Annotated in this window: 19 protein-coding genes; 5 read left to right on the top strand and 14 right to left on the bottom strand. The window is 70.0% G+C overall.

From position 1 onward, the window contains the following. Positions 1-74: 74 nt before the first annotated feature. The 5 genes from EAO72_RS36740 to EAO72_RS36720 all read right to left on the bottom strand — a co-directional run bounded on the left by EAO72_RS36740 (position 75) and on the right by EAO72_RS36720 (position 7,391). Positions 75-1,625, bottom strand: coding sequence for an RNA polymerase sigma factor (locus EAO72_RS36740; RefSeq protein ID WP_148021340.1), 1,551 nt, complete (start codon positions 1,623-1,625; stop codon positions 75-77). Between the two features lie 324 nt (positions 1,626-1,949). After that, positions 1,950-2,816, bottom strand: a complete 867-nt coding sequence (locus tag EAO72_RS36735) for a FadR/GntR family transcriptional regulator (RefSeq protein WP_315986331.1) — start codon at positions 2,814-2,816, stop codon at positions 1,950-1,952. A 181-nt stretch (positions 2,817-2,997) separates the two neighbouring features. Beyond that, positions 2,998-4,965 (bottom strand): ATP-binding cassette domain-containing protein, encoded by a 1,968-nt coding sequence (locus EAO72_RS36730; RefSeq protein ID WP_148021338.1) that lies wholly within the window; start codon positions 4,963-4,965, stop codon positions 2,998-3,000. Between the two features lie 236 nt (positions 4,966-5,201). Continuing rightward, positions 5,202-5,966: an NUDIX hydrolase gene (locus tag EAO72_RS36725; protein WP_148021337.1), complete on the bottom strand. Its 765-nt coding sequence runs from the start codon at positions 5,964-5,966 to the stop codon at positions 5,202-5,204. 114 nt (positions 5,967-6,080) lie between these two features. Continuing rightward, positions 6,081-7,391: a DUF4192 domain-containing protein gene (locus tag EAO72_RS36720; RefSeq protein WP_148021336.1), complete on the bottom strand. Its 1,311-nt coding sequence runs from the start codon at positions 7,389-7,391 to the stop codon at positions 6,081-6,083. A gap of 111 nt (positions 7,392-7,502) precedes the next feature. Between EAO72_RS36720 and EAO72_RS36715 the strand changes: the two genes are divergently transcribed. Continuing rightward, positions 7,503-9,674, top strand: coding sequence for a RecQ family ATP-dependent DNA helicase (locus tag EAO72_RS36715; RefSeq protein ID WP_148021335.1), 2,172 nt, complete (start codon positions 7,503-7,505; stop codon positions 9,672-9,674). 218 nt (positions 9,675-9,892) lie between these two features. Next, positions 9,893-10,522, top strand: coding sequence for a hypothetical protein (locus tag EAO72_RS36710; RefSeq protein ID WP_148021334.1), 630 nt, complete (start codon positions 9,893-9,895; stop codon positions 10,520-10,522). A 259-nt stretch (positions 10,523-10,781) separates the two neighbouring features. Here EAO72_RS36710 and EAO72_RS36705 read toward each other — a convergent pair whose 3' ends face one another. The 3 genes from EAO72_RS36705 to EAO72_RS36695 form a co-directional block, all read right to left on the bottom strand. Continuing rightward, complete coding sequence (locus EAO72_RS36705) at positions 10,782-11,402, bottom strand: hypothetical protein (RefSeq protein WP_148021333.1); 621 nt, start codon at positions 11,400-11,402, stop codon at positions 10,782-10,784. A 60-nt stretch (positions 11,403-11,462) separates the two neighbouring features. Further along, on the bottom strand, positions 11,463-12,173 hold the full coding sequence (locus EAO72_RS36700; RefSeq protein WP_148021332.1) for a ribonuclease HII: 711 nt from the start codon (positions 12,171-12,173) through the stop codon (positions 11,463-11,465). Between the two features lie 163 nt (positions 12,174-12,336). Further along, positions 12,337-12,963, bottom strand: coding sequence for a TetR/AcrR family transcriptional regulator (locus EAO72_RS36695; protein ID WP_148021331.1), 627 nt, complete (start codon positions 12,961-12,963; stop codon positions 12,337-12,339). 252 nt (positions 12,964-13,215) lie between these two features. Here EAO72_RS36695 and EAO72_RS36690 point away from each other — a divergent pair, with 252 nt between their 5' ends. Beyond that, positions 13,216-14,769: an MFS transporter gene (locus EAO72_RS36690; RefSeq protein WP_148021330.1), complete on the top strand. Its 1,554-nt coding sequence runs from the start codon at positions 13,216-13,218 to the stop codon at positions 14,767-14,769. A 194-nt stretch (positions 14,770-14,963) separates the two neighbouring features. Here the strand turns inward: EAO72_RS36690 and EAO72_RS36685 are convergent, their stop codons facing one another. The 4 genes from EAO72_RS36685 to EAO72_RS36670 form a co-directional block, all read right to left on the bottom strand. Beyond that, on the bottom strand, positions 14,964-16,769 hold the full coding sequence (locus EAO72_RS36685; RefSeq protein ID WP_315986327.1) for a DUF4153 domain-containing protein: 1,806 nt from the start codon (positions 16,767-16,769) through the stop codon (positions 14,964-14,966). Between the two features lie 484 nt (positions 16,770-17,253). Further along, positions 17,254-18,150 carry an ADP-ribosylglycohydrolase family protein gene (locus tag EAO72_RS36680; RefSeq protein ID WP_148021329.1) on the bottom strand — a complete coding sequence of 299 codons (897 nt, stop codon included), beginning with the start codon at positions 18,148-18,150 and terminating at the stop codon, positions 17,254-17,256. A 10-nt stretch (positions 18,151-18,160) separates the two neighbouring features. Beyond that, positions 18,161-18,820 (bottom strand): histidine phosphatase family protein, encoded by a 660-nt coding sequence (locus EAO72_RS36675; protein WP_148021328.1) that lies wholly within the window; start codon positions 18,818-18,820, stop codon positions 18,161-18,163. A gap of 92 nt (positions 18,821-18,912) precedes the next feature. Continuing rightward, complete coding sequence (locus EAO72_RS36670; RefSeq protein ID WP_148021327.1) at positions 18,913-19,518, bottom strand: YdbC family protein; 606 nt, start codon at positions 19,516-19,518, stop codon at positions 18,913-18,915. 90 nt (positions 19,519-19,608) lie between these two features. On the opposite strand from EAO72_RS36670, the gene EAO72_RS36665 reads away from it, so the two are divergent. Both EAO72_RS36665 and EAO72_RS36660 read left to right on the top strand, forming a co-directional pair. Continuing rightward, positions 19,609-20,565: a DUF1152 domain-containing protein gene (locus tag EAO72_RS36665; protein WP_148021326.1), complete on the top strand. Its 957-nt coding sequence runs from the start codon at positions 19,609-19,611 to the stop codon at positions 20,563-20,565. A gap of 140 nt (positions 20,566-20,705) precedes the next feature. Next, entirely contained in the window at positions 20,706-21,242 is a 537-nt protein-coding gene (locus tag EAO72_RS36660) for a TerD family protein (RefSeq protein WP_148021325.1), read from the top strand. Between the two features lie 101 nt (positions 21,243-21,343). Here EAO72_RS36660 and EAO72_RS36655 read toward each other — a convergent pair whose 3' ends face one another. Further along, positions 21,344-24,250, bottom strand: coding sequence for a vitamin B12-dependent ribonucleotide reductase (locus EAO72_RS36655; RefSeq protein ID WP_148021324.1), 2,907 nt, complete (start codon positions 24,248-24,250; stop codon positions 21,344-21,346). 164 nt (positions 24,251-24,414) lie between these two features. Continuing rightward, a complete protein-coding gene (gene nrdR, locus EAO72_RS36650) occupies positions 24,415-24,927 on the bottom strand; it encodes a transcriptional regulator NrdR (RefSeq protein ID WP_148021323.1) in 513 nt (170 codons plus the stop codon). Positions 24,928-25,353 lie beyond the last annotated feature (426 nt).

The raw sequence follows: 25,353 nt of genomic DNA, 5'->3' as shown, positions 1-25,353 counted from the left end.
CGCACCCGCACAGAACCGAGGGCCCGGATCCCCTGGGGGATCCGGGCCCTCGGCCTACCGCGTGGCTGAGCGACCTAGTCGAGATAGTCGCGCAGGACCTGAGAACGCGACGGGTGGCGCAGCTTGGACATCGTCTTGGACTCGATCTGACGGATGCGCTCACGCGTCACGCCGTAGACCTTGCCGATCTCGTCCAGCGTCTTCGGCTGCCCGTCGGTGAGACCGAAGCGCATGGAGACCACGCCCGCCTCACGCTCGGACAGCGTGTCGAGCACCGAGTGCAGCTGCTCCTGGAGAAGCGTGAAGCTGACCGCGTCGGCCGGAACGACCGCCTCGGAGTCCTCGATCAGGTCACCGAACTCACTGTCCCCGTCCTCACCCAGCGGGGTGTGGAGGGAGATCGGCTCGCGGCCGTACTTCTGGACCTCGATGACCTTCTCGGGGGTCATGTCGAGTTCCTTGGCCAGCTCCTCCGGGGTGGGCTCACGGCCCAGGTCCTGGAGCATCTGACGCTGCACGCGCGCGAGCTTGTTGATGACCTCGACCATGTGCACCGGAATACGGATGGTGCGGGCCTGGTCCGCCATGGCGCGGGTGATCGCCTGACGGATCCACCAGGTGGCGTATGTGGAGAACTTGTAGCCCTTGGTGTAGTCGAACTTCTCGACGGCACGGATCAGACCCAGGTTGCCTTCCTGGATCAGGTCCAGGAAGAGCATGCCGCGGCCGGTGTAACGCTTCGCCAGCGAGACCACGAGACGGAGGTTGGCCTCCAGCAGGTGGTTCTTGGCGCGGCGGCCGTCCTCGGCGATGATCTCCAGCTCGCGCTTGAGCTTGGGAGCGAGCTTGTCGGAATTCGCCAGCTTGTCCTCGGCGAACAGGCCCGCCTCGATGCGCTTGGCGAGCTCGACCTCCTGCTCGGCGTTGAGGAGCGGGACCTTGCCGATCTGCTTCAGGTAGTCCTTGACCGGGTCGGCCGTGGCGCCGGCGACGGCGACCTGCTGCGCAGGCGCGTCGTCCTCGTCGTCGTCGGAGAGGACGAAGCCCTTGTTCTCGCCCTCGCCCTCCTCTTCCTCGCCCTTGCCGGCCTTGACTTCCTCGGCTGCGTCGTCGCCGTCGAGGATCTCGTCGTCCTGCTTGCCGGCCTTCTTGGAGGCGGTCTTCTTCGCCGCCGTCTTCTTCACGGCGGTCTTCTTGGCAGCCGTCTTCTTGGCTGCCGCCTTCTTCGCAGGGGTGGCCGCAGCGGCGTCATCGGCCACCGCGTCCACGGTCTCGGCCGACGCGGCGGCGGTGGCCGCGACGGTCCGCGTCACGGTCGTCTTGGCCGCGACGGTCTTGGTGGCGGTGCGCTTGACCGGGCTCTTCGCTGCGACGCTGCTCTTGCGGGCGCGCTTCGACGGCTCCGCGGCACTGACCATCAGCGTCACACCCTCTTCCTCGAGGATCTGGTTGAGGCTGCGCAGAACGTTCTTCCACTGGGTTGGCGGAATCTGGTCAGCCTCGAAGGCCCGACGCACGTCATCGCCGGCGATCTGCCCATCAGCCTTTCCCCGCTCGATGAGCGCCATGACAGATTCGGACTCGGCGATCTCCGGCGGGAGCGTACGGGATGTGCTGGCCGACACGAACAACCTCTCGGAACGATGGAAACGGCTTCCGGCCCTGCCCTGAGAGGGCTGGTACCGACGACCGTCGGGCTGGAAATGTACCGACGGCGCGGGCTAGGCCTCAGAACTGCACAGCGCACTGAACGGCTGCTGTATTCCTTCCGCGGCGGTCACCTCTTAAGTCATCGCGCTGTTTCGAGGAGTGTTACGCCCAATCCGCGTGGCCCGAGTCACACCTCATTTGCGACGAAGGCGACCAGGGGGTGACATCTCTCCACAATTGTGCCGCCGGACCGCGAAGGTCCGACGACACATGGCCCGTACACCCTGACCGCGCCGCTGTCAGTGCTCGCGCTCGCGCGGCGCCGGCACCACTCGCTCCACCTGGACGACGAGGAGTTGCCGCATGGCCGTTTCGGCACCTGCCGCGTCACCGGTCGCCAGAGCGTCGACGATGCGGGCGTGGTGGCCGAGCGATGCCTCATTGGGTCGGTCACAGCCCGTGACCGGGCCGCCCGAGACCTGGAGTGCGGCCGACACGATGCCGGAGAGGTGCTCCAGCATGCGGTTGCCCGCGGCCTGGATGAGCAAGGAGTGGAACTCCGCATCGGCACGGGCGCAGGTGATCACGTCTCCCTGCCCGAGCGCGTGCCCCATGATCTCGACCATGTCTCCGAGCCTCTGCTGAAGATCGTCACGCTTGTGACCGGCGGCCAGCCGGGCGGCGAGGGGTTCGATCGTCCACCGCAGCTCGCCCAGTTCGCGACGCTGGTCGTCACGCTGCGGGCCGAACGCACGCCATTCGATGATGTCGGGGTCGAGCAGATTCCAGTCACTGACCGGCCGTACCCGGGTGCCCACATTGGGCCGGGCACTGACCAGGCCCTTCGCCTCCAGCACGCGCAGAGATTCTCGGACAACGGTGCGGGAGACCTCGAAACGCTGGCCGATCTCCTCCGGCACCAGGGGCCGGTCCGCACCGAGGTCACCGGAAACGATCATCTGACCCAGCTGCTGAACAAGTTGGCCGTGCAGGCCTCGGCCCCGGCTGGCCGATCCTCGCCGGCCCACACGGCCCAGTTCGGAATCAGGGTCCCCCCAGGACCGCGCGGCGGCACGCTCGCCGGCCGGCGCATCCGCGTGGGTGTATCGGTCGAGTTCGCCCGGGCCGGCGAGGCCGGTGTCGGCGGTGCGGGCGGCGGTCATCATGGTGTGCGCAAGGGTACTCACGCATCCTTTGTCGGCGCGGCTCAGCCACCCCTTGAGGTCTTTGGTGAAAAGCACACGAAAGGGTGATCGGCACCCGCCTCCCAATTGACGCCTTAATGGTATAAAACGGGCATTTTCAATGGAGTTGTGGCTCTCGTCAGGTTCAAATCTCCTTCGCCGATCACCAACGCACTCTGCCGCGAAGGCCCGTGAACAGATACGCGCAGACAAGGACCGACAACGACAGGGTCAGCGCCGTCCCCACCGGGTGCGCCACGACCTTCACCAGGGCCAGCACCCACCGGTCCGCCTCGTGCGGCCACTGCAGCCAGGTCAGTTCCCCGAGACGGCCCGGAAGTCCGCTCATCGAACGGGCGGTCGGCGCCTTGGGCAGCGCCTCGATGAGCGGAACCATCAGCACGGGGACGGCGAGTACGGCGGCGACGCCCGCCGCCGTCACGCGGAAGATTCCGGCGGCCAGCAACCCGGCCCAGGCACAGCCGACCGTCAGGCCCGACCAACTCACGGCCAGCGACATCACATTCGAAGGCACCTGCACCAAGTCCCCTCCGTATACGAGGCGGAGAGATGCGGCCGAGACGAGCACCACGAGCAACCCCAGCGACAGCGCCACACCCGCCGAGACAGCCAGTTTGGCGAGCAGCAGCCCGAGTCTGCGGGGCACGGTCCCGCGGCCGGCGGCGAGCGCGGGATAGCGGAACTCGTCACCGAAGGACAGGGCGCCGAGCAGCCCTGCACCGAGCGCTGCGGGGGGCAGCGGCAACAGCGAAGGCCAGGCGACCAGTACGTTCGGCAGCGGGGCACGGCCGTCACGGGCGAGCACGACGGACAGCACGGCCGAGGCGACGAGGGTGACGGCGACGATCAGGGTCGTAGTCCGGACGCCGAAAAGGCGGCGCAGCTCATAGCGCAGCGGGCGCAGCGGGCCATGGGCCGGGCGCCGCCTGATCCGCGGCGGCAACTGGGCCCCGGCCGAGATCGCGGCCGGAGGGGGGCCGTCCGTGGCGCGCCGGGTAGCGGTGGCGACCGCGTCGTTGCCCGTGGCAGGTCGGGCATCCGCGACAGCGACGCCGCCGTCACCGGGGAGGCCGCTGCCACCGAGACCGTTGTCGCGGAGACCGTTGCCGGAGAGGCCGCTGCAACTGAGACCGCTGTCACCGAGACGGCCGCTGTCACCGAGACCGTCGCCGAGGAAACCGCTGGCACCGAGACCGTCGCTCAGGAGGCCGTTGTCGCGAGGGCCGGACGCGAGGCCGGTGTCGCCCACCTCGTCGGCGAGCTGATGAACGGGAAGTCCATGGCGGAACGCCGTGTCCCCGATCTCCGCGCAGCTGCTGCCGTAGACGGAGAGCCGGCTGCTGCTCGCCTCGGTGACGACTTCGACGGAGCGCCGGGCGGCACGGGCTTCCCGGCTGACGATCGCGGCAAGGCGGGCAGCATGCGGGGTGCGCACCGCGACGCGGGGGCGCAACCGGGTACGGGAGAAGTCCGCGGCTTCCTGATCGGCGACGAGGCGCCCCGAGTCGATGGTCACCACATGGCCGGCCGACCGCGCGGCTTCCTTGGGGTCCCGCGTGGTGTAGAGGACCGTTCCGCCCCGGTCGGCATGGGACCGGAGCATTCCGTGCAGCCAGGCCGCCTCCCGCGCACCCAGACCTTCGGCGGGTTCGTCGAGGATCAGCGTGTGCGGGTCGGCGAGCAGTGCCGAGGCGAGGGCCAGCCTGCGGTCCATGCCCAGGGAGAGCGTGCCGATGCGATGGTCCCCCAGCCCGACGAGACCGACGGCGTCCAGGACATCGTCGGCCCTGGACGCGGGTACCCCCGCAGCGGCGCAGAGCATGCGGAGCTGCCCGCGGACCGTGCGGGCAGGGTGCCCCGGTACGTTTCCGAACAGCACGCCCACCTCGCGGGCCGGATGAGCCACACGGTGCAGCGGCCTGCCCCGGAAGTACGTGACGCCACGCCCGGGCTCGATTTCGAGCATCAGGCGCAGAGCCGAGGTCTTGCCCGATCCGGGTGGGCCCAGCAGTGCGGTCACGCTTCCGGATCCCGCTTCGAACGTGAGGTCGTCCACGGCGGGCGGAAGTCCGCGGTGGCGGGCGCTGGTGAGTCCGATGGCCTGGAGCATCGCTTCTCTCGCAGGAGGTGAGGCCGCTCGACGGCAGAGGTACCGCAGCACGATAACCCGACATATCCGACTTTTCGCTCAAGGTCGGGCCCATGGCGTTCCGGCGGACCCGCCCTGCGGCGCCTGTGCCCGCTCTACCTAGGTGCCTGCTCTACCTGGGTGCGCGCTTTGCATGCTCCGCCTGCGGGGAACCGTGAGGTCCTACGCAGGGCCTCAGCAAGCCGAACCCGTCCCGGTCAGACCTCGGGCCGCAGCATCGGCGGGTTCAGCACCGTGGCCGAACCCGACCTGAACAGCTGAGCGGGACGGCCGCCCTGCCTGGTGGTCGTCCCACCGGCGGGCACCAGGAATCCGGGCGTGCCCGTCACCTTGCGATGGAAGTTCCTCGGATCGAGCACCACGCCCCACACCGCTTCGTAGACCCGGCGCAGCTCACCGACGGTGAACGTGGGCGGGCAGAACGCGGTGGCCAGGGAGGAGTACTCGATCTTGGAGCGGGCCCGCTCCACGCCGTCGGCCAGGATGCGGGCATGGTCGAAGGCCAGCGGAGCCTGACTTTCCCCGTCCCGGCCATAGCCCCCTTCCGGCCCGAGCAGGTCCTCGACGGGCGCCCAGCGCGCACTGTTCGCATCACCGCCCGCCCGCGGAGCGGGCAGATCAGGGGCCAGCGCGAGATGCGCGACACTGACGACCCTCATACGCGGATCGCGCGCGGGGTCGCCGTACGTGGCCAGCTGTTCGAGGTGGGCCCCATTGCCGACCGCCGGGGCCGCCGGGTCGTGCGCGCACAGCCCGGTCTCCTCGACGAGCTCACGCGCCGCTGCGGCACCGAGGTCCTCGTCCGCCCTGACGAATCCGCCCGGCAACGCCCATCTGCCCTGGAACGGCGTCTCACCCCGGCGTACCACCAGGGCACAGAGCGCGTGACGACGCACCGTGAGCACGACCAGGTCGACGGTGACAGCGAAGGGCGGGAAGGTCGACGGGTCGTAGGGCGGCATGCCGTGATCATAGTCGTCTGCCTGACGATAAACACTCCCTTCGCAACCCTCTTCGTCGGTCACGGCGTCAGGCGATCCGGTGGTGCGGTGCCGGAATCCGGCACCGCACCACGCTCATCGTCCGGTCCTGGTCCCTCGCCGGCCCTGGCTGCGCAGCTGTCCGGTCCGACGCCGACCGGCGGACGTCCCCGGACGGGCGGAGCCCGGCCGCGTCCGGCGCCGCGCGGCAGCAGCCTGGACCCGCACGGAACGGGCCCCCGCGACCCGTCCCGTGCCGCGGCCGCGGCCGCGTCCCAGCGTCCGTGTGCTGCGCTCACCGCGCAGGCAGCGCCGCAGCGTCTCCGGATCGAGGCCCTGGTTGCATGCCTCGTGGAGCAACTGGGCAAAGGTGTATCCGGGATCCAGCCGCAGGGCGAGGCCAAGAGCCACCCGCGCCGCCGGCTCGTCACCGGTCGACCACGAGACCCAGCCCGCCAGGGTCAGCGGCGCCGCGGCATGCTCCTCGTACGGCGCGACGCACCGGCGTGCCAGTGCCCGCCACAGCCTCAGCGCGGGCTGCGCCTCCGGGCCTTCCATCCACTCCGCGGCCCTGTCCCGGGTCTCCCGGTCCTGAAGCCCGAGGATGACCGCCGCCGCCTCCTCATGGCTGATCAGCCGGTCGTCGTTGAGGTCGGACAGCGAAGGCGACGCTGCCGGGGCCTGCCCGAGGCGCTCCATGAGCCGCCGGGCAAGGTCCAGGGTCGCGCCTCCGACCTCCTTGCGGCTCTCCTCGTCGAGGAGTTTGGGCACCAGAGCGGACCCGGCCGAATCCAGCGCCCGTCGCTGCTCCCGGCCTGCCCCGCTCGGCTGGGGCGCGASCCTGGACTCCATCTCGCGCAGCGATCCCCGTACCTGGATGCCGGCGTACGCCGCTGCCGCCGCCATTACCGAGGTGCCCTGCATGGCCAGGGGATTGCCCTCGGCCGGGCAGCAGCGGGCGTCGGGGCAGACATAGGACCAGAACCGGTCGCCGGAGATGCAGAGCGCTTCGAGCACCGGCACGTCCAGCGCCCCACAGGCGGTTCGCAGCCGCTGGGCGAAGGGCCGAAGCCGCTCCATCGTCTGGCTGCCCGTTTCTCCTTCGGCCGGATCCTGGCAGAGGAACAGCACGATCGCATCGGGTCGCCCGCCGCGCCGCTCGCTCCCCTTGATCAGGCACTCGGCGAGTTGCTCGGCAACCGAAGGCCACTCGTGCGCGGACTGCGGGATCCCGAGCCTCAGACGCCCGCCGAAACGGCCGCGCCCGCCGTGCAGCGCGACCATGACCACGCTGTCGTTCGGATGGAACCCCATGAGATACGGGAGGGCGTCGGCCAGCTCGGCCGGCCCTCGCAAGGTGATCTGCTGCTCGTCGGACGGTCCGGTGGATTCGTGGTGCTTGTTCATGGGATGACCGTCCCCCGGGCGGACAATTTCCGCGACCCCCTGTGGATAACTTATCCACAGGGACCGCGCGGTCGTTCGCGGTTTGTCGTACCCATCGGGTTGCATGGGGGTATGACCAACGCAGACCGTGCAGAGCTCAGGGCTTCGGCCGATTCCGTATTGGCACGACTCGTCGGGGACACCTCCGGCACTGCCCGGCTGCGTGAGGACCAGTGGCGGGCCATCGAAGCGCTCGTCGCCGACAAGCGCAGAGCACTGGTCGTCCAGCGGACCGGCTGGGGAAAGTCGGCGGTGTATTTCGTCGCGACCTCGCTGCTGCGCGCGCAGGGCGGCGGGCCCACCGTGATCGTCTCCCCGTTGCTGGCGCTGATGCGCAACCAGGTGGCGGCCGCGGCCCGGGCCGGGATCAGTGCGCGGACGATCAATTCCTCCAACACCGAGGAGTGGGACACCGTGCAGGCCGAGGTGGCCGCCGGTGAAGTGGATGTGCTGCTCGTCAGCCCCGAGCGGCTCAACAATCCGGATTTCCGGGACGAGGTCCTGCCCAGGCTCGCCGCCGCGACCGGACTGCTCGTGGTCGACGAGGCGCACTGCATCTCCGACTGGGGCCACGACTTCCGGCCCGACTACCGGCGGCTGCGGACCATGCTCGGCGATCTGCCCGCGGGCGTGCCCGTCCTCGCGACCACCGCCACCGCGAACGCCCGTGTGACCGCGGACGTCGCGGAACAGCTGGGCACCGGCGCGGGGACGGACGCGCTCGTCCTGCGCGGCCCGCTGGACCGGGAGAGCCTGAGTCTCGGTGTGCTGCAACTGCCCAATGCCGCACACCGGCTGGCATGGCTCGGCGACCACCTCAAGGAGCTCCCCGGTTCGGGGATCATCTACACCCTGACGGTCGCGGCGGCCGAGGAGGTCACCGCGTATCTCCGTCAGTGCGGGCACACCGTCGCCTCGTACACCGGCCGTACCGAGAACGCCGACCGGCAGCAGGCGGAGGACGATCTGCTGGCCAACCGCGTCAAGGCCCTGGTGGCGACCTCCGCGCTGGGTATGGGATTCGACAAGCCCGACCTGGGCTTCGTCGTCCACCTGGGCTCGCCCTCCTCCCCCATCGCGTACTACCAGCAGGTCGGCCGTGCGGGCCGCGGCGTCGAACACGCCGAGGTCCTGTTGCTTCCTGGCAAGGAGGACGAGGCGATCTGGCAGTACTTCGCATCGGTCGCCTTCCCTCCGGAGGAACAGGTGCGGCGCACGATCGACGCGCTCGCCCAGGCTGGGCGCCCGCTCTCGCTGCCCGCTCTGGAACCCCTGGTCGACCTGCGCCGCACTCGCCTGGAGACCATGCTCAAGGTGCTCGACGTCGACGGCGCGGTGCGCCGCGTCAAGGGCGGATGGATCGCCACGGGCGAGCCCTGGATCTACGACGCCGAGCGGTACGCCTGGGTGGCGCGCCAACGGGCGGCCGAGCAGCAGGCGATGCGCGACTACGCGACGACGGACGGCTGCCGGATGGAGTTCCTGCGCCGCCAGTTGGACGACGAGGAGGCGGCGGCCTGCGGACGTTGTGACAACTGTGCCGGCGCCCGCTTCGACGAGGCCGTCTCCACGACCGCCCTGGACACCGCGCGGGGCGAGCTCGGCCGGCCCGGCGTCGAGGTGGAGCCCCGCAAGATGTGGCCGACCGGTCTCGCCGCGGTGGGGGTCGACCTCAAGGGGCGAATCCCGGCAGGCGAGTTGTCCGGTACCGGCAGGGCGCTGGGCCGCCTCTCCGACATCGGCTGGGGCAACAGGCTCCGCCCCCTGCTGGCCGCGCAGTCGCCCGACGCTCCGGTGCCGGACGACGTGGCCGAAGCCGTGGTGACCGTGCTGGCCGACTGGGCGCGGGGCCCGGGGGGCTGGGCGGCCGGTGCGGTGAACCCGGTCCCCCGGCCGGTGGGTGTGGTCACCGTGGCCTCCCACAGCAGGCCCCAGCTCATCGAGTCACTCGGCAACCGCATCGCCGAGGTCGGACGCATGCCTCTGCTGGGCAGTGTCGGCTACGCCCCGGGAGCCGATGGAGCCCGGATCTCCCAGACCAACAGCGCCCAGCGGGTCCGGGCCCTGCACGAGCGGCTCGTCGTGGGTCCCGAGCTGGCCGAGGCCCTGGCAGCGGTGGAAGGTCCCGTCCTGCTCGTGGACGATCGCTCGGACACCGGCTGGACCCTGGCCGTGGCGGCCCGGCTTCTGCGGCAGGCCGGGGCGGGCGGCGTGTTTCCGCTGGTCCTCGCTGTTCAGGCGTGACGGGTGGCGTCATCCGGTGCCGGACTGGGCAGGGATATCCGTGTCATTCCAGCTGATTACCGTCAGCTGCGCCAATTGCTCGTTGCCGCCTGCCGATACGCCAGGAAGAATTGGACTCGCTCCCCGCACGGTCTTTTCGCGGGCCCGGAAGGGCTGTGCTGCGGCGCGCCCTCATTCGACTCTGCCCGCATCGTGGGCGCGTATGCGAAGGGAGGACCGTGACCTTCGGATTCGCTCCGTCCGCAGCCACGTCGATGTCGCCGGCCACAGACTCCGCCAACCGCCTTGCCAGAATGCTCGAACCGGCCGAGTGGGCGGCAGCGGGCATACCCCTGCTGCGCAGCCCGCGCGAGGTGGTCAGCGGCCTGCACTCAAGGCATCGGCCGACCCCGCAGACCGCCGTCGTCGCTGTGCTCGATCACGAGGAACGTCTGACGGCCAGCGCCTCGTTCGCCCGTCGTTCGGTGTCGGCGGACGGCTGGGAGTTCCGTAACGCCCTGCTGGCGCACCTGCGCCGGGTGATTCCGCACGATCTTCGCCGCCGTACCCCCGTGCGTACCGCGGTACTGCTCTACTGCCGTGAGGGGGACGAGCGTTGGACGGAGGAGGACGGAGCCTGGATGTGGGGGTTGCGGGATGCCTGCACTCTCCACGGGCTGCGGTGCGGCGCGTACATCACGCTGACCCGTGGCGGCTGGCAGGTGCTCGGGGAGGGCCGCGGCGGCCGTCGTCCCCACTCCGCGTCGCAGCCGGCTTCCCTCGCCGACGCCGCGCGGGACCAGGATCCCGGCCCCGTGCGCACGGGCGGCGGTGCGGTCCAGGCGCTGCACCGCACCGCGGCTCGCTGAGCCCAGCCGCAGGCGGCTCCCCTGACCGGGCCTCGGCTGACTGCCCGGCCGGGCCGCAGGCCCGGCCACCCTCACGGGCAGCCGGGTCACCACAGGCCGGCAGCACGTCTCCGGCGAACGGCCACCGGGGCGCCAGTCACCGGGGCAAGGACTCCGGCCTCCGGGCAGCGGCACATCGCACCTGTCCGGGCCGCAGCACATCATCGATGCGCTCCGGCCCGGGCTCACGTGCCCGCTGCTACGTCATATCCGGTCCGGCTCAGACACCCGCGCCGAGCACGGAGTTGATCCGCTGCGGATCGCCGCAGACGATCAACAGGGCTCCGGCGCGGCCCTGCGCCGCAGTCAGCGCACGCTCGGCGGCGTCGTCATCGGTACCGTTGACCGCGATGATCACCACCGGCCGTGGCTTCAGACGGTCCACCGCCGCGGCACCGGCGAAGAACACGTCCTCGCCCGCTTCGTGCTGGGCCCAGTAGGCACCCTCGCCGAAGGAGAGCTCGTGCGTCGCCCACGGGTGCTGCTCACCGGTGGTGAGCACCAGGATGTCTCCGGGTGCGCGACCGGAGTCGAGCAGCAGATCCACCGCCTCGTCGGCGGCATCCAGCGCACCGTCGGCAGCGGCGGGGATCACCTGAAGCTGGGGTGCGGAACGATTCTCCGGACGGGCCGCCTGGGGCCGGCCGGAGGTGGATTGCGGGCGCGGCGCCGGGGGCGCGGGCCTCGCGGGGCCGGGACCCGGACGACCGGGGCGCGGCATGGCCGCGGAACGCGGACCGGGTACGGGACGGGGGGTCGACGCGGTACGGCCGGTGGCCGTGGTGGCGCGGGGACCCTGGACGCTCTCGTGAATCTGAGGCTCCTCGGGGATGAGAGGCATGGGTGGTTGTCTATCAAACGCCGACGCACGAAGCATCGGCGGGTGGGCACATGTGCGCGATCAGAAGTCGAAGCCGAGCTGGCCCCCGCTTTCCAGTGCGGCCGCCTCGGCGGAGAAGCGGACCTTCTTGAGGTGCTGCCACCTGGGCAGCGCGTCGAGGTAGGACCACGAGAGGCGGTGATGGGCCGTGGGGCCCCGCTCCTCCAGCGCGGCCCTGTGCACAGGGGACGGGTAACCGGCGTTGGCGTCGAAGGCGAAGTCCGCGTACTCGCCGGTTTCCGCGCCCAGTTCGGCCATCACGGCGTCCCTGCGGACCTTCGCGATGACCGAGGCCGCGGCGACCGCGACGCAGGACTGGTCGCCCTTGATGACCGTGCGCACCTGCCAGGGCAGGCCCAGGTAGTCGTGTTTGCCGTCCAGGATCACCGCGTCGGGCCGCACCGGCAGCGCCTCCAGGGCCCGCACAGCGGCGAGCCGGAGCGCTGCGGTCATACCGAGCTCGTCGATCTCCTGCGGTGTGGCGTCGCCGAGGGCGTACGCGGTGACCCAGCGCTCCAGCAGCGGCGCGAGCTCCGCGCGGCGCTTCGGGCTGATCAGCTTGGAGTCGGTGAGTCCGGGGGGAGGCTTACGGAGGCCGGTGACCGCGGCACACACGGTGACCGGTCCCGCCCACGCTCCGCGTCCGACCTCGTCGACACCGGCGACGGTCTTGGCACCGGTGGTGGCGCGCAGTGAGCGCTCGACGGTGTGCGTGGGTGGTTCGTACGGCATGGCGTCAGCCAGCGTACGCCGATGGGGGCGCCGAGAACACCCCGGGGCGTACCCGGGCCGTCTCCGTCCGGCTCCGGGTCACCGGACGGAGACGGGAAACGCCCGCACGAGCTCGGCCGCGAGGCACTGCCTGCCTCCTGTCGCAGGGCTCGGCGGCGGACGCTCAGCGGGGGCCGGCGCTGAAGAACGGGACCGCGACCTGATCGATCAGGTCGGCGATGTCCCCGTCGGTCCATTCGCTTCCGCACACCTTGCTGCGGTACATCATCATCGCGGGAATGACGTCGAAGGCCATCCCGCGCAGCGCATCGGCGCGCACCTCACCGCGGTCGACCCCCCTGCTCACGACTTCTCTGATGAGAGCGGTCGTCGGCCCGATCACGCCGCTCAGGATCACCGACTGGAACCGTTCCGCCGTATCGGCATCACATTCGTGAAGGACGGCACGCAGCGCCGAGCCCGACTTGGAAAGCATGGCGTCACGGAGCCCGCAGCACAGCTGGTAGAGGTCTTCGCGGATGTTCCCGTAGTCCGGCGCGTCACCGATCGCCGGAAGGGCGCTGCGCAGCGCTTCCGCGACCAGGTCCTCCTTGGAGGACCATCGCCGGTAGATCGCGGCCTTGCCCGTCTGGGCACCGGCCGCGACGCCCTCCATCGTCAGCCCGGTCCAGCCGACCGTACTCAGCCGCTCCAGCGCGGCATCGAGGATCGCGCGTTCCAGCACGGGTCCACGGCGCCTCAGGGACACCACCGGCTGCCGGGCGGCGGCTGCCGATCGCGAAGTAACCATGAGCTTCTCTCCATCGGAACAGGTCGGTACGCCCGCGCCGGCCGGCCGGTGCTCGGAACCGGGCGGTCAATGGCGGAGCGGGCGTCGCAACGGATCGGCGCGGGACTGAGCAGGCCCCGGCCGGGCGGTGGACACGGACACGGCACGCCGACGAAGGATTCAGTGAACGCTTGCGTTCACTGAAGGGGACTCACTAACGTTGACGCGACAGTGAACGGATCCGTTCACTAATTCACTTGTGGGGGACCCATAGTGACAACCTCTCAGTTAGAAGCACAGGACGCACCGGGCGCCGCTCGAAAGCAGGGCCGCCCGGGGATCGCCCTGGCCGTCATCGCCGCCTGCCAGTTGATGGTTGTGCTCGATTCCACGATCGTCAACATCGCCCTCCCGCACATCCAGGATGCACTCAGCTTCTCGACCACCGATCTCTCCTGGGTCCTCAGCGCCTACACGCTCACCTTCGGCGGTCTGCTGCTGCTCGGTGGGCGGGCGGGGGACATCCTCGGCCGCCGCCGCGTCTTCATGACGGGCATCCTGGTCTTCACGCTGGCCTCGCTGCTGGGCGGATTCGCCCAGGAACCCTGGCAGTTGCTCGCGGCTCGGGCGCTCCAGGGCATCGGCGGGGCCATCGCCTCACCGACCTCGCTCGCCCTCATCACCACCACGTTCCCGGAAGGTCCCGAGCGCAACCGCGCGTTCGGCGTCTTCGCCGCCGTGTCCGCGGGTGGCGGGGCGATCGGCCTGCTGGCGGGCGGGCTGCTCACCGAATGGCTCGACTGGCGCTGGGTCTTCTTCGTCAACGTGCCGATCGGCGTCCTGATCGCGGTCCTGGCGCCGCTGTACATCAACGAGTCCGAGAAGCATCCGGGCCGCTTCGACATCTCGGGTGCCCTGACCTCGACCCTTGGCATGGCCTCGCTCGTGTACGGCTTCATCCGGGCTTCCGAGGAGGGCTGGCGGGACTCGGTGACCCTGGCTTCGTTCGGCGCCGCGGTGATCCTGCTCGCCTCCTTCGTCCTCATCGAGATGCGCGCCAAGGAACCGATCACTCCGCTGCGGATGTTCGCCGACCGCAACCGTTCCGGGACCTATGTGATCATGCTCAGTCTGGCCGCGGCCATGTTCGGCATGTTCTTCTTCATCGTGCTGTTCGTGCAGAACGTGCTGGCGTACAGCCCCATCGAATCGGGCCTGGCGTTCCTTCCCGTGACCGTCGCGATCATCGTGGGCGCGGGGCTCTCGCAACGGTTCCTTCCGGTGCTCGGACCCAAGCCGTTCATGGTCACGGGCTCGGCGTTCACCGGCGTGGGCCTGCTCTGGCTCACGTTCATCTCCCCCGACAGCAGCTATCTGTCCGGTGTCCTGGGCCCGATGCTCATCTTCGGCTTCGGCATGGGACTGAACTTCGTGACCCTCACGCTGACGGCGGTCTCCGGAGTCGCCCAGCACGAGGCCGGGGCCGCCTCCAGCCTGCTGAACGCGAGCCAGCAGGTGGGCGGTTCGCTGGGGCTCTCCATTCTGGTCACGGTATTCGGTACGGCGAGCCGCAACGAAGCGGAGAAGCAGGTTCCGCAGTTCCTTGCGCAGGCGTCCCCGGAGCAGAAGGCGGAGTTCGCCAAGACGCAGGAGCTGCCCGGCAGCTGGGGGCACGCGGTGCTCTCCCAGGGCATCTCGACCGCGTTCCTCGCCGCGGTGGTCATGGCCGGACTCGCCCTGCTGACCGCGCTGGTGGTGATCCGGGTGCGAAAGAGCGACCTGGAGGCGCTGAGCGGAAAGGCGGCGGCAGGAGGGCCGGCGGCCTAGGGGTGTTCCGTTTGGATCCGACCGCCCGTCGGCCGCGTCCCGAAACCGAGCGTGCGGACGGCCGCCCCGCAGAGAAGCGCGGGTGTGAACGGAACCCCCGCGCGACGGGGAAGCACGGTGGGACGCCGTACGGACGAACGGAAGCGGGCCGCCCCCAGGGGACGGCCCGCTTCCGGTGCGATGCGCTACGGCGATCAGTACGGGTCGTAGGGGTCGTACGGATCGTCCACGTCGCCGCGTTCGCTCCCGTTGTCGCCCGAGCCGAGACCGCTGCAGTCCCTGGTGCGGTAGCCGGGATCCCAGTCCCCGAGGATGTCGCGGGCCCTCGCCTCGCCCCAGCTGGTGGCGTACCAGGGTTCGTCCGAACTCCGCAGCGACCGCTGGATCTCCTCCAGCGCGCAGGAGCGAAGGGGCTCCGGGAGGGTGTCGAGGGCCGGCACGGCATCGGCCGAGAGGCCGCGGAGGTACTCGACGTCGATCGAGTGATGGCGGTCGTATCGCGCGACGTTCTGCTCCGCAATCAGGCCGTCGGGCGAGAGGAGCCCGAACGCCAGGACGCCGACGGCCGCGCTCGCCGCAACGGCCCGCGGCAGCATTCTGGCGCCGAAGACCCCGGCCGCCATGATCAGCACGAGGACCACGCCGAGCCACAGCTCGACCGCCGCCACGGAGATCCGCAGCCTGGTCAGGCCGTACGCGTCGACGTAGAGGTCCATACGCCGCAGCGCGGAGGCGACGACGACGAGCGTGAGCAGGCACAGCGTGCCGAGCACTCCGCGGACGAGCGTACGGTCGCGTGCTCCGCCGCGCGGCGCCCAGCGCAGCGCGAGCGCGATGACCAGCAGGGTGAGCAGCGTGGCCCAGAGCAGCTGCCAGAACCCCTCGCGGGCGTACTGGGAGTAGCTGAGATCGGTCTCGGCCATCACCTTGTCGTATCCGCCGAGCAGCACCGTGAGCTGGATGGCGAGGAAGGCGGCGAAGAGCAGGTTCAGGACGACCAGCGGCAGGGCCCATTCCAGACGGCCCCGCGCCTTGCCCGGGCGGACCGTCAGACCGTCCCAGCGCACGGGGGCTGCCGCGGTGTACGCGGCGGCGAGCGCGCCGACGAGGCCGAGCACGCCGAGGAAGAACCGCCACGGGCTGTCACCGACGGACACATCGGGCATCAGGCTGCCGAGTACGTCGGCGAACGCCGCGTCGGCGCTGGCGAAAAGCGCCCCGAACACGATGAGCAGCACGACCGCCACGACCGTGGACCGGAAGACCACACCCCAGTGCCCCCGGGAACCCGCCATCCGCTCACGGACACCCCGGGCGCCCCAGCCCAGCGACTCGGCGACGGATGTGAGCAGCCCCAGCGATCCGAGGAATATCCCGAGCCAGCTGCGGCTGCCGTGCAGCGCGAGGGATCCGAGCGCGAACGCGGACACGATGGCGAGGAAGCTCGGCCAGCCGGCGTCGCGGAGTGCCGGGACAACAAGCAGGGCCAGCCCGCCGACCGCCCAGACCGCGGTCCAGGGGCGCAGTCGGCGGGCCGTCGCGCGGGCGGCGAAGTACGCCGCGAGCGCTGCGGTGAACGCCACGACGAGCAGATTCAGACCGATGCCCTCGCCGAGCAGCAGGGCACTGAGCAGCCCCGTGGCGAGTACGGCCCAGAGCGTGGCGCCCGGAATGGCTCCCGGCTTGACCGGGCGGAGCCGCGAGAGCTCCGAAGGTGCCGGTGCCTGCCTGGGCTGCCCCCACGGATTGGGCTGCGGCGGCCGTGCCTGTTGAGCGTAGGCCGGTACCTTCGGAGGCTGCGGTCCGATGTCCCGCGGCTGGGGGACCGCGGGTCTCCCGGGCGGCTGCGGGGCTCGGGCGGGCCCGTGTGCCGCGTCTCCCGCCGGCGCCGCGTCGACGCCCTCGGGCCGGGACGTGCCGGCTGCCGGCGCACCGGCGACCTTCTCCGACCGCGTGGCACCGGCCGGCTCCGCCGGTATCCCGGCCGGCCCGGCCTCCACGGATGGCGGGCCCTCCGCGGGCACCGGCTCGGCTGCCTCCGGTGCGCTGGGCGCAGGCTCCTGCCGGGGTGATTCTGGCGTGTGATCTGACACGGGACCCCTCCCCACCGGGATCCGCTCGCGCGAGCCCTGGGCAGCGCGGCCCCCCGGCGTCTCATTCGGTGCGCACCCGTCGTGATGATCACCGAGGGCGGCGTGGCCGAAAGAGTAACCCCCCGTGACGGCTGTCAGCCGTCAGGGGCGACGCTGTGGCAGTTCCGTGACAGTCAAGCACGGAGGGCGGCCTGTCCCGCCATCCGGTCGGGGGCGGAATCCGGGCCGTCCCGCCGTCCGGTAGGGACCGGAATGCGGGCCGTCGCACCATCCGATCGGGGCGGAACCGGGCCGTCCCGCCATCCGATCGGGGCGGAACCGGGCCGTTCCGCCATCAGTGAGGCGGCGGAAAACAGCCCACCCCGACCTCCACTCCAGGGCGGAATGTGGCCTACCGCAGCATCCAGTCCGGCAGTTCTTCCGTCCGGGCCGTCCATTCGGCCGGTGGTGCGCCCGCCGCGCCCGACGCCACCACTCCGCCGACGATCGCACACGTCGTGTCGACGTCGCCGCCGGCCTGGGCGGTCACCCAGAAGGCCTGCTCGAAATCGCCGAGACTGCGTGCAGCGGACCAGAGAGCGAAGGGAACCGTGTCGTGCGCGCTCGTACGGCGCCCGTTGCCGAGGACCGCGGCGACCGTGCCCGCGTCCTTGTAGTCCAGCATGTCGCGGGCCCTGCGCAGCCCGGCGCCGACCGCGCTGCGCGGCACGAGCGCGATCACGCCGTCCAGGAGGTCCCCCGGCGTCGGCGGGCCGGTGGGCGACGCCGCGAGCGAGGCGGCCGCCGCGACCGCCATGGCGCCCACGACGGCTTCCCGGTGCTGATGCGTGGTGTATGAGGAGATCTCGGCCTGGTGCGTGGCCTGTTCGGGGTCGTCCGCGTACCAGGCGCCGAGCGGTGCGATGCGCATCGACGAGCCGTTGCCCCACGAGCCCTGGCCCTGGAAGAGCGCGGAGGCCAGTTCGCGCCAGTCCCCGCCTTCCCGGACCAGCCTGAGCAGGCGGTTCACGGCGGGGCCGTACCCCCGGTCGAAGTCGTGGTGCACCGCGAAGGAGCGGGCGAGCGCGTCCTGGTCGATGCGGCCGTGCTTCCGCAGCACGGCCAGGACCGAGGCGGCCATCTCGGTGTCGTCGGTCCACTGCCAGTGCCCCGCGGGCAGGGCGCGGTCCTTCAGGAGTGGATAGTGGGCGGGCACGAAGAACTGGGAGCCCAGGGCGTCCCCCACGGAGAGGCCACGCAGGCTGGCAAGGGCGCGTTCGAAGCGCGGGTCGGAAGCGGATTCGGTCATCGCTTCCACTCTATCCGGTGATGCCGTACGGCTCAGGGGTGCGCCAGCGCTCGAACGGCCTGTCCAGCGTGTAGCGGCCGTCCTTACCGAGAACCAGCGTCCGCGATTCCCCGTTGTCCGGATTGGACAGCGATTCGAATTCGGCCACGGACCAGTGGAACCAGCGCATGCAGAACAGCCGCATGGTGAGTCCGTGCGTGACCATCAGCACGTTCGGCGGGTGGTCCGGGTCCTCGAAGCTGCGGTACAGGCTTTCCAGGAAGGCGCCCACCCGGTCGTACACGTCCGCGCCGGACTCGCCCTGCGCGAAGCGGTAGAAGAAGTGTCCGTAGGCGTCCCGGTACGCCTTCTGGAGGCGCACGTCGTCCCGGTCCTGCCAGTTCCCCCAGTCCTGCTCGCGCAGCCGGGGCTCCTCCCGCACCCTGACCCGGTCCAGGTCCAGGCCGAGGGATCTGAACGTCTCGTGCGTCCGGCGGTAGGGCGAGACGTACACGCTGACCCGCTCCCCGTCGAAGAGTTCGCGCAGCCGCACCCCGGTCTCGCGGGACTGCCGCAGTCCGGTCGGGGTGAGTCTCAGCGCGTGGTCGGGCTCGCGCTCGTACACGGTGTCGTCGGCGTTGCCCTCGGACTCGCCGTGCCTGACGAGGACAATGCGTTGCGGTCTTGCCATGTACCGACCCTAGATCGAGTCGCCGCCGTTCGAGCAATTGTCCGGAACCCGACGGTGCATGTCGCGCATCAACCCCTGGCCGCGCCGGCCGGTCACACCGTCCATGACGGTTCGAGCCGCACGACGTCACCGGCGAGCGAGACCACGTCGTCCTCGGTCTGTGCCCGCTGCGAGAGCCTCTCGGCACTCGCCGGGCGGTACTTGCCGCGCTCCGCGCTGGACTGCCACATCGACAGGACCAGGAACTCGTGCCCGGGCGCCTCTCCGAACACGCCGCGCAGCATTCCGGGCGATCCGGCCATCGCCGGATTCCACACCCGCCGCTGCATCAGCGCGAAGTGCTCGACACGGTCCTCGTGCACCTTGCTGTGCGCCACCCTGACCACGTCCGCGTCCGTGAAGTGGGGCTCGAAGCCGGTCTTCACGTCGAAGCGGTACTCGAACAGCTTGACCTGGATGTCGTGGCACGTACCGACCTGTGCCGCGGCCAGCGCGTCGTGTCCGCGCGCCATGAAGGAGTCGTAGAAGACCCTGTTCTCCCAGAACGCGAAGACATGGGCCACCTCCGGCCGGCTGCGGCTCCAGCCGCCGCCCTGGCCCCTGAACCCCGGCTCACCCAGCAGCCCCGCCCACTTCCGCTGCCCCCGCTCGAAACCGCGACGGTCTCCCACACTGCAGCGAATCCACTTGACCAGCACCGCATCATCGTACGGGTGATGGACGTGGCGTGGGTCACGCTCCGACGGAGTACATCAGAACCGGTCACGGGTGATCGCACAATGATCGCCATGACGTCGCTGCACACCAACCCCCTGTTCGACCGCCTCGATTCGGCGGAACGGATCCTCGTCGCCGGTGCGGGCGGCGGCTTCGACATCTACGCCGGGCTTCCCCTCGCGCTCTCCCTGATCCACCGGAACAAGCAGGTGCAGTTCGCCAATCTGTCCTTCAGCGCACTCGAAGGGCTCCCCCTCGACTCCTGGATCGCCCCCGACCTCGCCATCATCACCCCGGAGACCTCTCTCCACCAGGTGTACTTCCCGGAGCGGACCCTCGCCCAGTGGCTCACCCTGCACGGCTACCCGGGCCGCGTCCACGCCCTGTCCCGTACGGGCGTCCAGCCGCTGCGCGACGCCTACCGCGCGCTGATCGAGCGGTACGACATCGACGCCGTCGTTCTCGTCGACGGCGGCACGGACATCCTGATGCGGGGCGACGAATCCGGTCTGGGCACTCCGGAGGAGGACCTGACCAGCGTCGCGGCGCTCGCCGCGATCGAGGGGCCGGACCGCCTGGTCGTCTCCATCGGGTTCGGCGTCGACGCCTACCACGGTGTGAGCCACGGCCTCGTCCTGGAGAACATCGCCGCGCTCGACCGCGACGGCGCGTATCTGGGCGCGTTCTCCGTGCCCCGCACGACCCGCGAGGGCGCGCTGTTCGTCGACGCGGTGGCCCATGCCCAGGAGCACACACCCGATCACCCGAGCATCGTCAACGGATCCATCGCCGCGGCGGTCAGGGGAGAGTTCGGAGATGTCCGGTTCACCTCGCGCACCAGCAACAGCGAGCTCTTCGTCAATCCGCTGATGTCCCTGTACTTCGCCTTCGAACTGGAGGGAGTCGCCCGCAACTGTCTCTATCTCGACCGCATCGAGCACACCCACCTCCTGCGTCAGGTCAGCAGCGCGATCGCGGCCTTCCGGGACGAGGTGCGCACGCGTCCACCGCGGCAGATCCCGCATTGAGACACCGCGCCCCTGACGTGGCCCGATTACGCCCCTCGCCCCCAAGACGGTTGGTTCCGGGGGCCGTTACCGACATGATCGGGTGATAGAACCGGAGCGACGGCCCCGAGCGACGGCCCCGCGTGAAGGAGCGAAGCCCGATGAGCACTCCCAACAAGGACATCGAGAAGGTCGAGGTCAGGGTCAAGTGGGACCCCAGCCCTCACGGCGAGCCCGCCAACGACCTCGACATCATCGCGGCGACCTACCCGGCCGAGGAGCCGTACGGCGCCCCTGCGTACCTCGTGCACTTCGACAGCCGCGCGCCCGACGGCACGATCACGCTGAACCGCGACAGCAGGACCGGTCAGGGCCTCGGGTACGACGAGGTCATGACGCTGGAGCTGGACCGGCTCTCGGAGGCGTACTCCCGGGTCGTCGTCGGTGTCGCCATCCAGCAGCGCGACGGCCACAAGACGTTCGGGGCGATAGACAGCACCGGCGTGCAGATCCGTGAGGGATACACCAGCCTCGCCGAGGACGACTTCTCGACGGTCCCCACGGCGACGGCGGCCGTCGTCGCCGAGTTCGTACGGGACTCCTCGGGCGTCTGGCTGTTCCACGACACGGTACGGGGATTCGACGGGGACGCCGACTCGTTCGCCGCGGCGATGGGCAGCCGTCCGTCCGGCGCCTGACCTGACACGGCGAAGAAGGGGGCGGGCAGGAACTCCACGATCGGAGTCCTGCCCGCCCCCTTCGGCACGTGCCTCAGCCCCTCTCGGGGCATCCGGTCCGGTCAGCTGCAGCCGCTGGTCGAGCCGCAGCCCTCGCAGATGTAGCAGGAACCGGCGCGCTGCATCTTCGTACCGCAGGAGAAGCAGAGCGGGGCGTCCGCGCTGATACCGAGCTGCATCTCGACGAGCTCCGCGGAGGTGTGCGCCGTCTTCGGAGCCGGCGTGCCGGCCTCCTCGACGGTGGTGACCACCTTGAGCGGCTCCGCGCGCTCGGCCGGAGCGGACCTGACCAGGTTCTCGGCCTCCAGCTGCTCCTCCTCGAACGACGGCTCGTAGGAGCCGGTGTCCAGGTGGCGCTGACGCTCCTCGGCGGAGTGGATGCCGAGGGCCGAGCGGGTCTCGAACGGCAGGAAGTCCAGCGCCAGGCGGCGGAAGATGTAGTCGACGATCGACTGCGCCATCCGCACGTCCGGGTCGTCCGTCATGCCGGCCGGCTCGAAGCGCATGTTGGTGAACTTCGAGACGTACGTCTCCAGCGGGACGCCGTACTGCAGACCGACCGAGACGGCGATGGAGAAGGCGTCCATCATGCCCGCGAGGGTCGAACCCTGCTTGGACATCTTCAGGAAGACCTCGCCGAGACCGTCGTCCGGGTAGGAGTTGGCGGTCATGTACCCCTCGGCGCCACCGACCGTGAAGGAGGTGGTGATGCCGGGACGGCCCTTGGGCAGACGCTTGCGGACCGGGCGGTACTCGACGACCTTCTCGACCGCGGTACGGATCGTGTCCTCGGCCTTGGCGGTGACGGCCTCCTTCTCCTTCTCCTTGGTCTTCGCGGAGAGGGGCTGGCCGACCTTGCAGTTGTCGCGGTAGATCGCGAGCGCCTTGACGCCCAGCTTCCACGCCTCGAAGTAGACCTCTTCGACGTCCTCGACGGTGGCCGTCTCCGGCAGGTTCACCGTCTTGGAGAGCGCGCCGGAGATCCACGGCTGGATGGCCGCCATCATGCGCACGTGGCCCATCGCGGAGATGGAACGCTCGCCCATCGCGCAGTCGAAGACCTCGTAGTGCTCGGCCTTCAGGCCGGGGGCGTCGATCACGTTGCCGTGCTCGGCGATGTGGGCGACGACCGCCTCGATCTGCTCCTCCTGGTAACCCAGGCGGCGCAGGGCCTGCGGGACGGTGCCGTTGACGATCTGCATCGAGCCGCCGCCGACCAGCTTCTTGAACTTGACCAGGGCGAGGTCGGGCTCGAGGCCGGTGGTGTCGCAGGACATCGCGAGACCGATCGTGCCGGTGGGGGCGATGACCGACGCCTGCGCGTTACGGAAGCCGTTCTTCGCGCCGAGGCGGATGACGTCCTGCCATGCCTCCGTCGCGGCGGCCCAGATCGGGTTGTCCAGATCGTCGGCGTGCACGGCCACGGCGTTGGCGTCGGCGTGCTGCTTCATGACGCGCTGGTGCGGCTCGGCGTTACGGGCGTAGCCGTCGTACGGACCGACGACGGCGGCCAGCTCGGCGGAGCGCTTGTACGAGGTGCCGGTCATCAGCGAGGTGATGGCGCCGGCGAGCGCGCGGCCGCCGTCGCTGTCGTACGCGTGGCCGGTCGCCATCAGCAGCGCGCCGAGGTTGGCGTAGCCGATGCCCAGCTGGCGGAAGGCGCGGGTGTTCTCACCGATCTTCTCGGTGGGGAAGTCCGCGAAGCAGATGGAGATGTCCATCGCGGTGATGACCAGCTCGACGACCTTGGCGAAGCGCTCGGACTCGAAGGACTGGTTGCCCAGGCCGTCGTCCTTGAGGAACTTCATCAGGTTCAGCGAGGCGAGGTTGCACGAGGTGTTGTCCAGGTGCATGTACTCGCTGCACGGGTTCGAGCCGTTGATCCGGCCGGACTCCGGGCAGGTGTGCCAGGCGTTGATGGTGTCGTCGTACTGGATGCCCGGGTCGGCGCAGGCCCAGGCGGCCTCGGCCATCTTGCGGAAGAGGGACTTGGCCTCGACCTCTTCGATGACGTCGCCGGTCATCCGGGCACGCAGCCCGAACTTCCCGCCGGACTCGACGGCCTTCATGAACTCGTCGTTCACGCGGACCGAGTTGTTGGCGTTCTGGTACTGGACGGACGTGATGTCGTCGCCGCCCAGGTCCATGTCGAAGCCCGCGTCACGCAGGGCGCGGATCTTCTCCTCCTCCTTCACCTTGGTCTCGATGAAGTTCTCGATGTCGGGGTGGTCGACGTCGAGGATGACCATCTTGGCCGCGCGGCGGGTGGCGCCACCGGACTTGATCGTTCCGGCCGACGCGTCGGCACCGCGCATGAAGGAGACCGGGCCGGAGGCGTTGCCGCCCGAGGAGAGGAGCTCCTTGGAGGAGCGGATACGGGAGAGGTTCAGGCCGGCGCCGGAGCCGCCCTTGAAGATCATCCCCTCTTCCTTGTACCAGTCGAGGATCGACTCCATGGAGTCGTCGACGGCCAGGATGAAGCAGGCGGAGACCTGCTGCGGCTGGGGCGTGCCGACGTTGAACCAGACCGGCGAGTTGAAGCTGAAGATCTGGTGCAGGAGGGCGTACGCCAGCTCGTGCTCGAAGATCTCGGCGTCCGCGGGAGAGGCGAAGTAGTTGTAGTCCTCGCCGGCCTTCCGGTACGTCTTCACGATCCGGTCGATCAGCTGTCGCAGACCGGTCTCGCGCTGGGGGGTGCCGACAGCCCCGCGGAAGTACTTGCTGGTGACGATGTTGACCGCGTTCACCGACCAGAAGTCGGGGAACTCGACGCCACGCTGCTCGAAGTTGATCGAGCCGTCGCGCCAGTTGGTCATGACGACGTCACGGCGCTCCCACGCCACCTCGTCGTACGGATGCACGCCGGGAGTGGTGTGGATGCGCTCGATACGCAGGCCCTGCTTGGTCGCAGTCGACTTGGCTCCCTTGTTGCGGGAACCTCGTGCCGGGCCGCTCGCCGTCTCTGTCATGCCGCCTCCCATATGTGGGCAAAAACGCCCTGAAGTGCCGAGAACTTCCCCGGGCACAGTGTGTGTCTGATGCTTCGGACGCCGCCTACGTCATGCGCCGTCCGGAACAGGTCCAGGTGCAGGCCGCTGCCGATCCTCGGATCAGCCGCGCCGGCGGGTGCCGCTCAGTCGGCGGCGACGGCGGGAACGGGGACCTCAAGGGTCTCGCCGGTCCCGCATCCTTGTACGGGAGGCCGCCGCTCGCGGAGTTCCACGATGGCGGCCTCGAAGTCTTCGAGGCTGTCGAACGCCCGGTAGACAGACGCGAACCGCAGGTACGCGACGAGGTCGAGTTCCTGCAGGGGGCCGAGGATGGCCAGACCCACGTCGTGAGTGGTCAGCTCGGCGCTGCCGGTGGCGCGCACCGCCTCCTCGACCCGCTGGCCGAGTTTGGCGAGGGCGTCCTCGGTGACCGGCCGCCCCTGGCACGCCTTGCGCACGCCGGAGATGACCTTGGTGCGGCTGAAGGGCTCGGTGACGCCGCTGCGCTTGACCACCATGAGCGAGCAGGTCTCCACCGTCGTGAAACGGCGGGAGCAGTCGGGACACTGGCGACGCCGGCGGATCGAGGTCCCGTCGTCGGTGGTGCGACTGTCGACGACCCGGCTGTCGGGGTGCCTGCAGAAGGGGCAGTGCATGGCTCCCAACCCTCCTTCACAGCACGACTGAATAGCCTCTTCAGGCCCGGTGAGGGGCCTTCGAAGCGGTCTCAAGCATAGGCGATGACCACACCCCCGATGGACGGGGACCACAACTTCTGGGTGGCTGTAGCAATCCAACCACTAGATCTTGGGTTTGGTCGCGCATTTGGCCCTGGCGCGTGTCGCGCGTCCGACATGGCCGGAAGGCAGCGTACGACCGACCACGAGGGTACGGGAAGCACCCGGCGCGACCGCGTGCGGGGCGATGCTCCCGGGGCCGCGGGAGCATCCGTCCGGCCACTCCCGCGGCCACCTCGGGCGAGCTGGACCGCGACCCCGCGCGCTCACGCCGCGGGCACGGACGGTAGCGTAATGATGCGAATTGCCGGAACGTGCGCACGCGCGGGAAGCCGTCGGGAAACC

This window comes from Streptomyces sp. OR43, assembly GCF_008042275.1.
Taxonomy (GTDB): Bacteria; Actinomycetota; Actinomycetes; order Streptomycetales; family Streptomycetaceae; genus Streptomyces.
This window is presented reverse-complemented; position numbering and strand designations above follow the sequence as displayed.

Excerpts from the sequence above, each read along its gene's own strand:
- EAO72_RS36700 (WP_148021332.1), bottom strand. The coding sequence starts at position 12,173 with ATGCCGTACGAACCACCCACGCACACCGTCGAGCGCTCACTGCGCGCC.
- EAO72_RS36655 (WP_148021324.1), bottom strand. The coding sequence starts at position 24,250 with ATGACAGAGACGGCGAGCGGCCCGGCACGAGGTTCCCGCAACAAGGGA.
- EAO72_RS36705 (WP_148021333.1), bottom strand. The coding sequence starts at position 11,402 with ATGCCTCTCATCCCCGAGGAGCCTCAGATTCACGAGAGCGTCCAGGGT.
- EAO72_RS36730 (WP_148021338.1), bottom strand. The coding sequence starts at position 4,965 with ATGCTCCAGGCCATCGGACTCACCAGCGCCCGCCACCGCGGACTTCCG.
- EAO72_RS36725 (WP_148021337.1), bottom strand. The coding sequence starts at position 5,966 with ATGCCGCCCTACGACCCGTCGACCTTCCCGCCCTTCGCTGTCACCGTC.
- EAO72_RS36735 (WP_315986331.1), bottom strand. The coding sequence starts at position 2,816 with ATGATGACCGCCGCCCGCACCGCCGACACCGGCCTCGCCGGCCCGGGC.
- EAO72_RS36665 (WP_148021326.1), top strand. The coding sequence starts at position 19,609 with ATGACGTCGCTGCACACCAACCCCCTGTTCGACCGCCTCGATTCGGCG.
- nrdR (WP_148021323.1), bottom strand. The coding sequence starts at position 24,927 with ATGCACTGCCCCTTCTGCAGGCACCCCGACAGCCGGGTCGTCGACAGT.
- EAO72_RS36695 (WP_148021331.1), bottom strand. The coding sequence starts at position 12,963 with ATGGTTACTTCGCGATCGGCAGCCGCCGCCCGGCAGCCGGTGGTGTCC.
- EAO72_RS36715 (WP_148021335.1), top strand. The coding sequence starts at position 7,503 with ATGACCAACGCAGACCGTGCAGAGCTCAGGGCTTCGGCCGATTCCGTA.
- EAO72_RS36680 (WP_148021329.1), bottom strand. The coding sequence starts at position 18,150 with ATGACCGAATCCGCTTCCGACCCGCGCTTCGAACGCGCCCTTGCCAGC.
- EAO72_RS36660 (WP_148021325.1), top strand. The coding sequence starts at position 20,706 with ATGAGCACTCCCAACAAGGACATCGAGAAGGTCGAGGTCAGGGTCAAG.
- EAO72_RS36675 (WP_148021328.1), bottom strand. The coding sequence starts at position 18,820 with ATGGCAAGACCGCAACGCATTGTCCTCGTCAGGCACGGCGAGTCCGAG.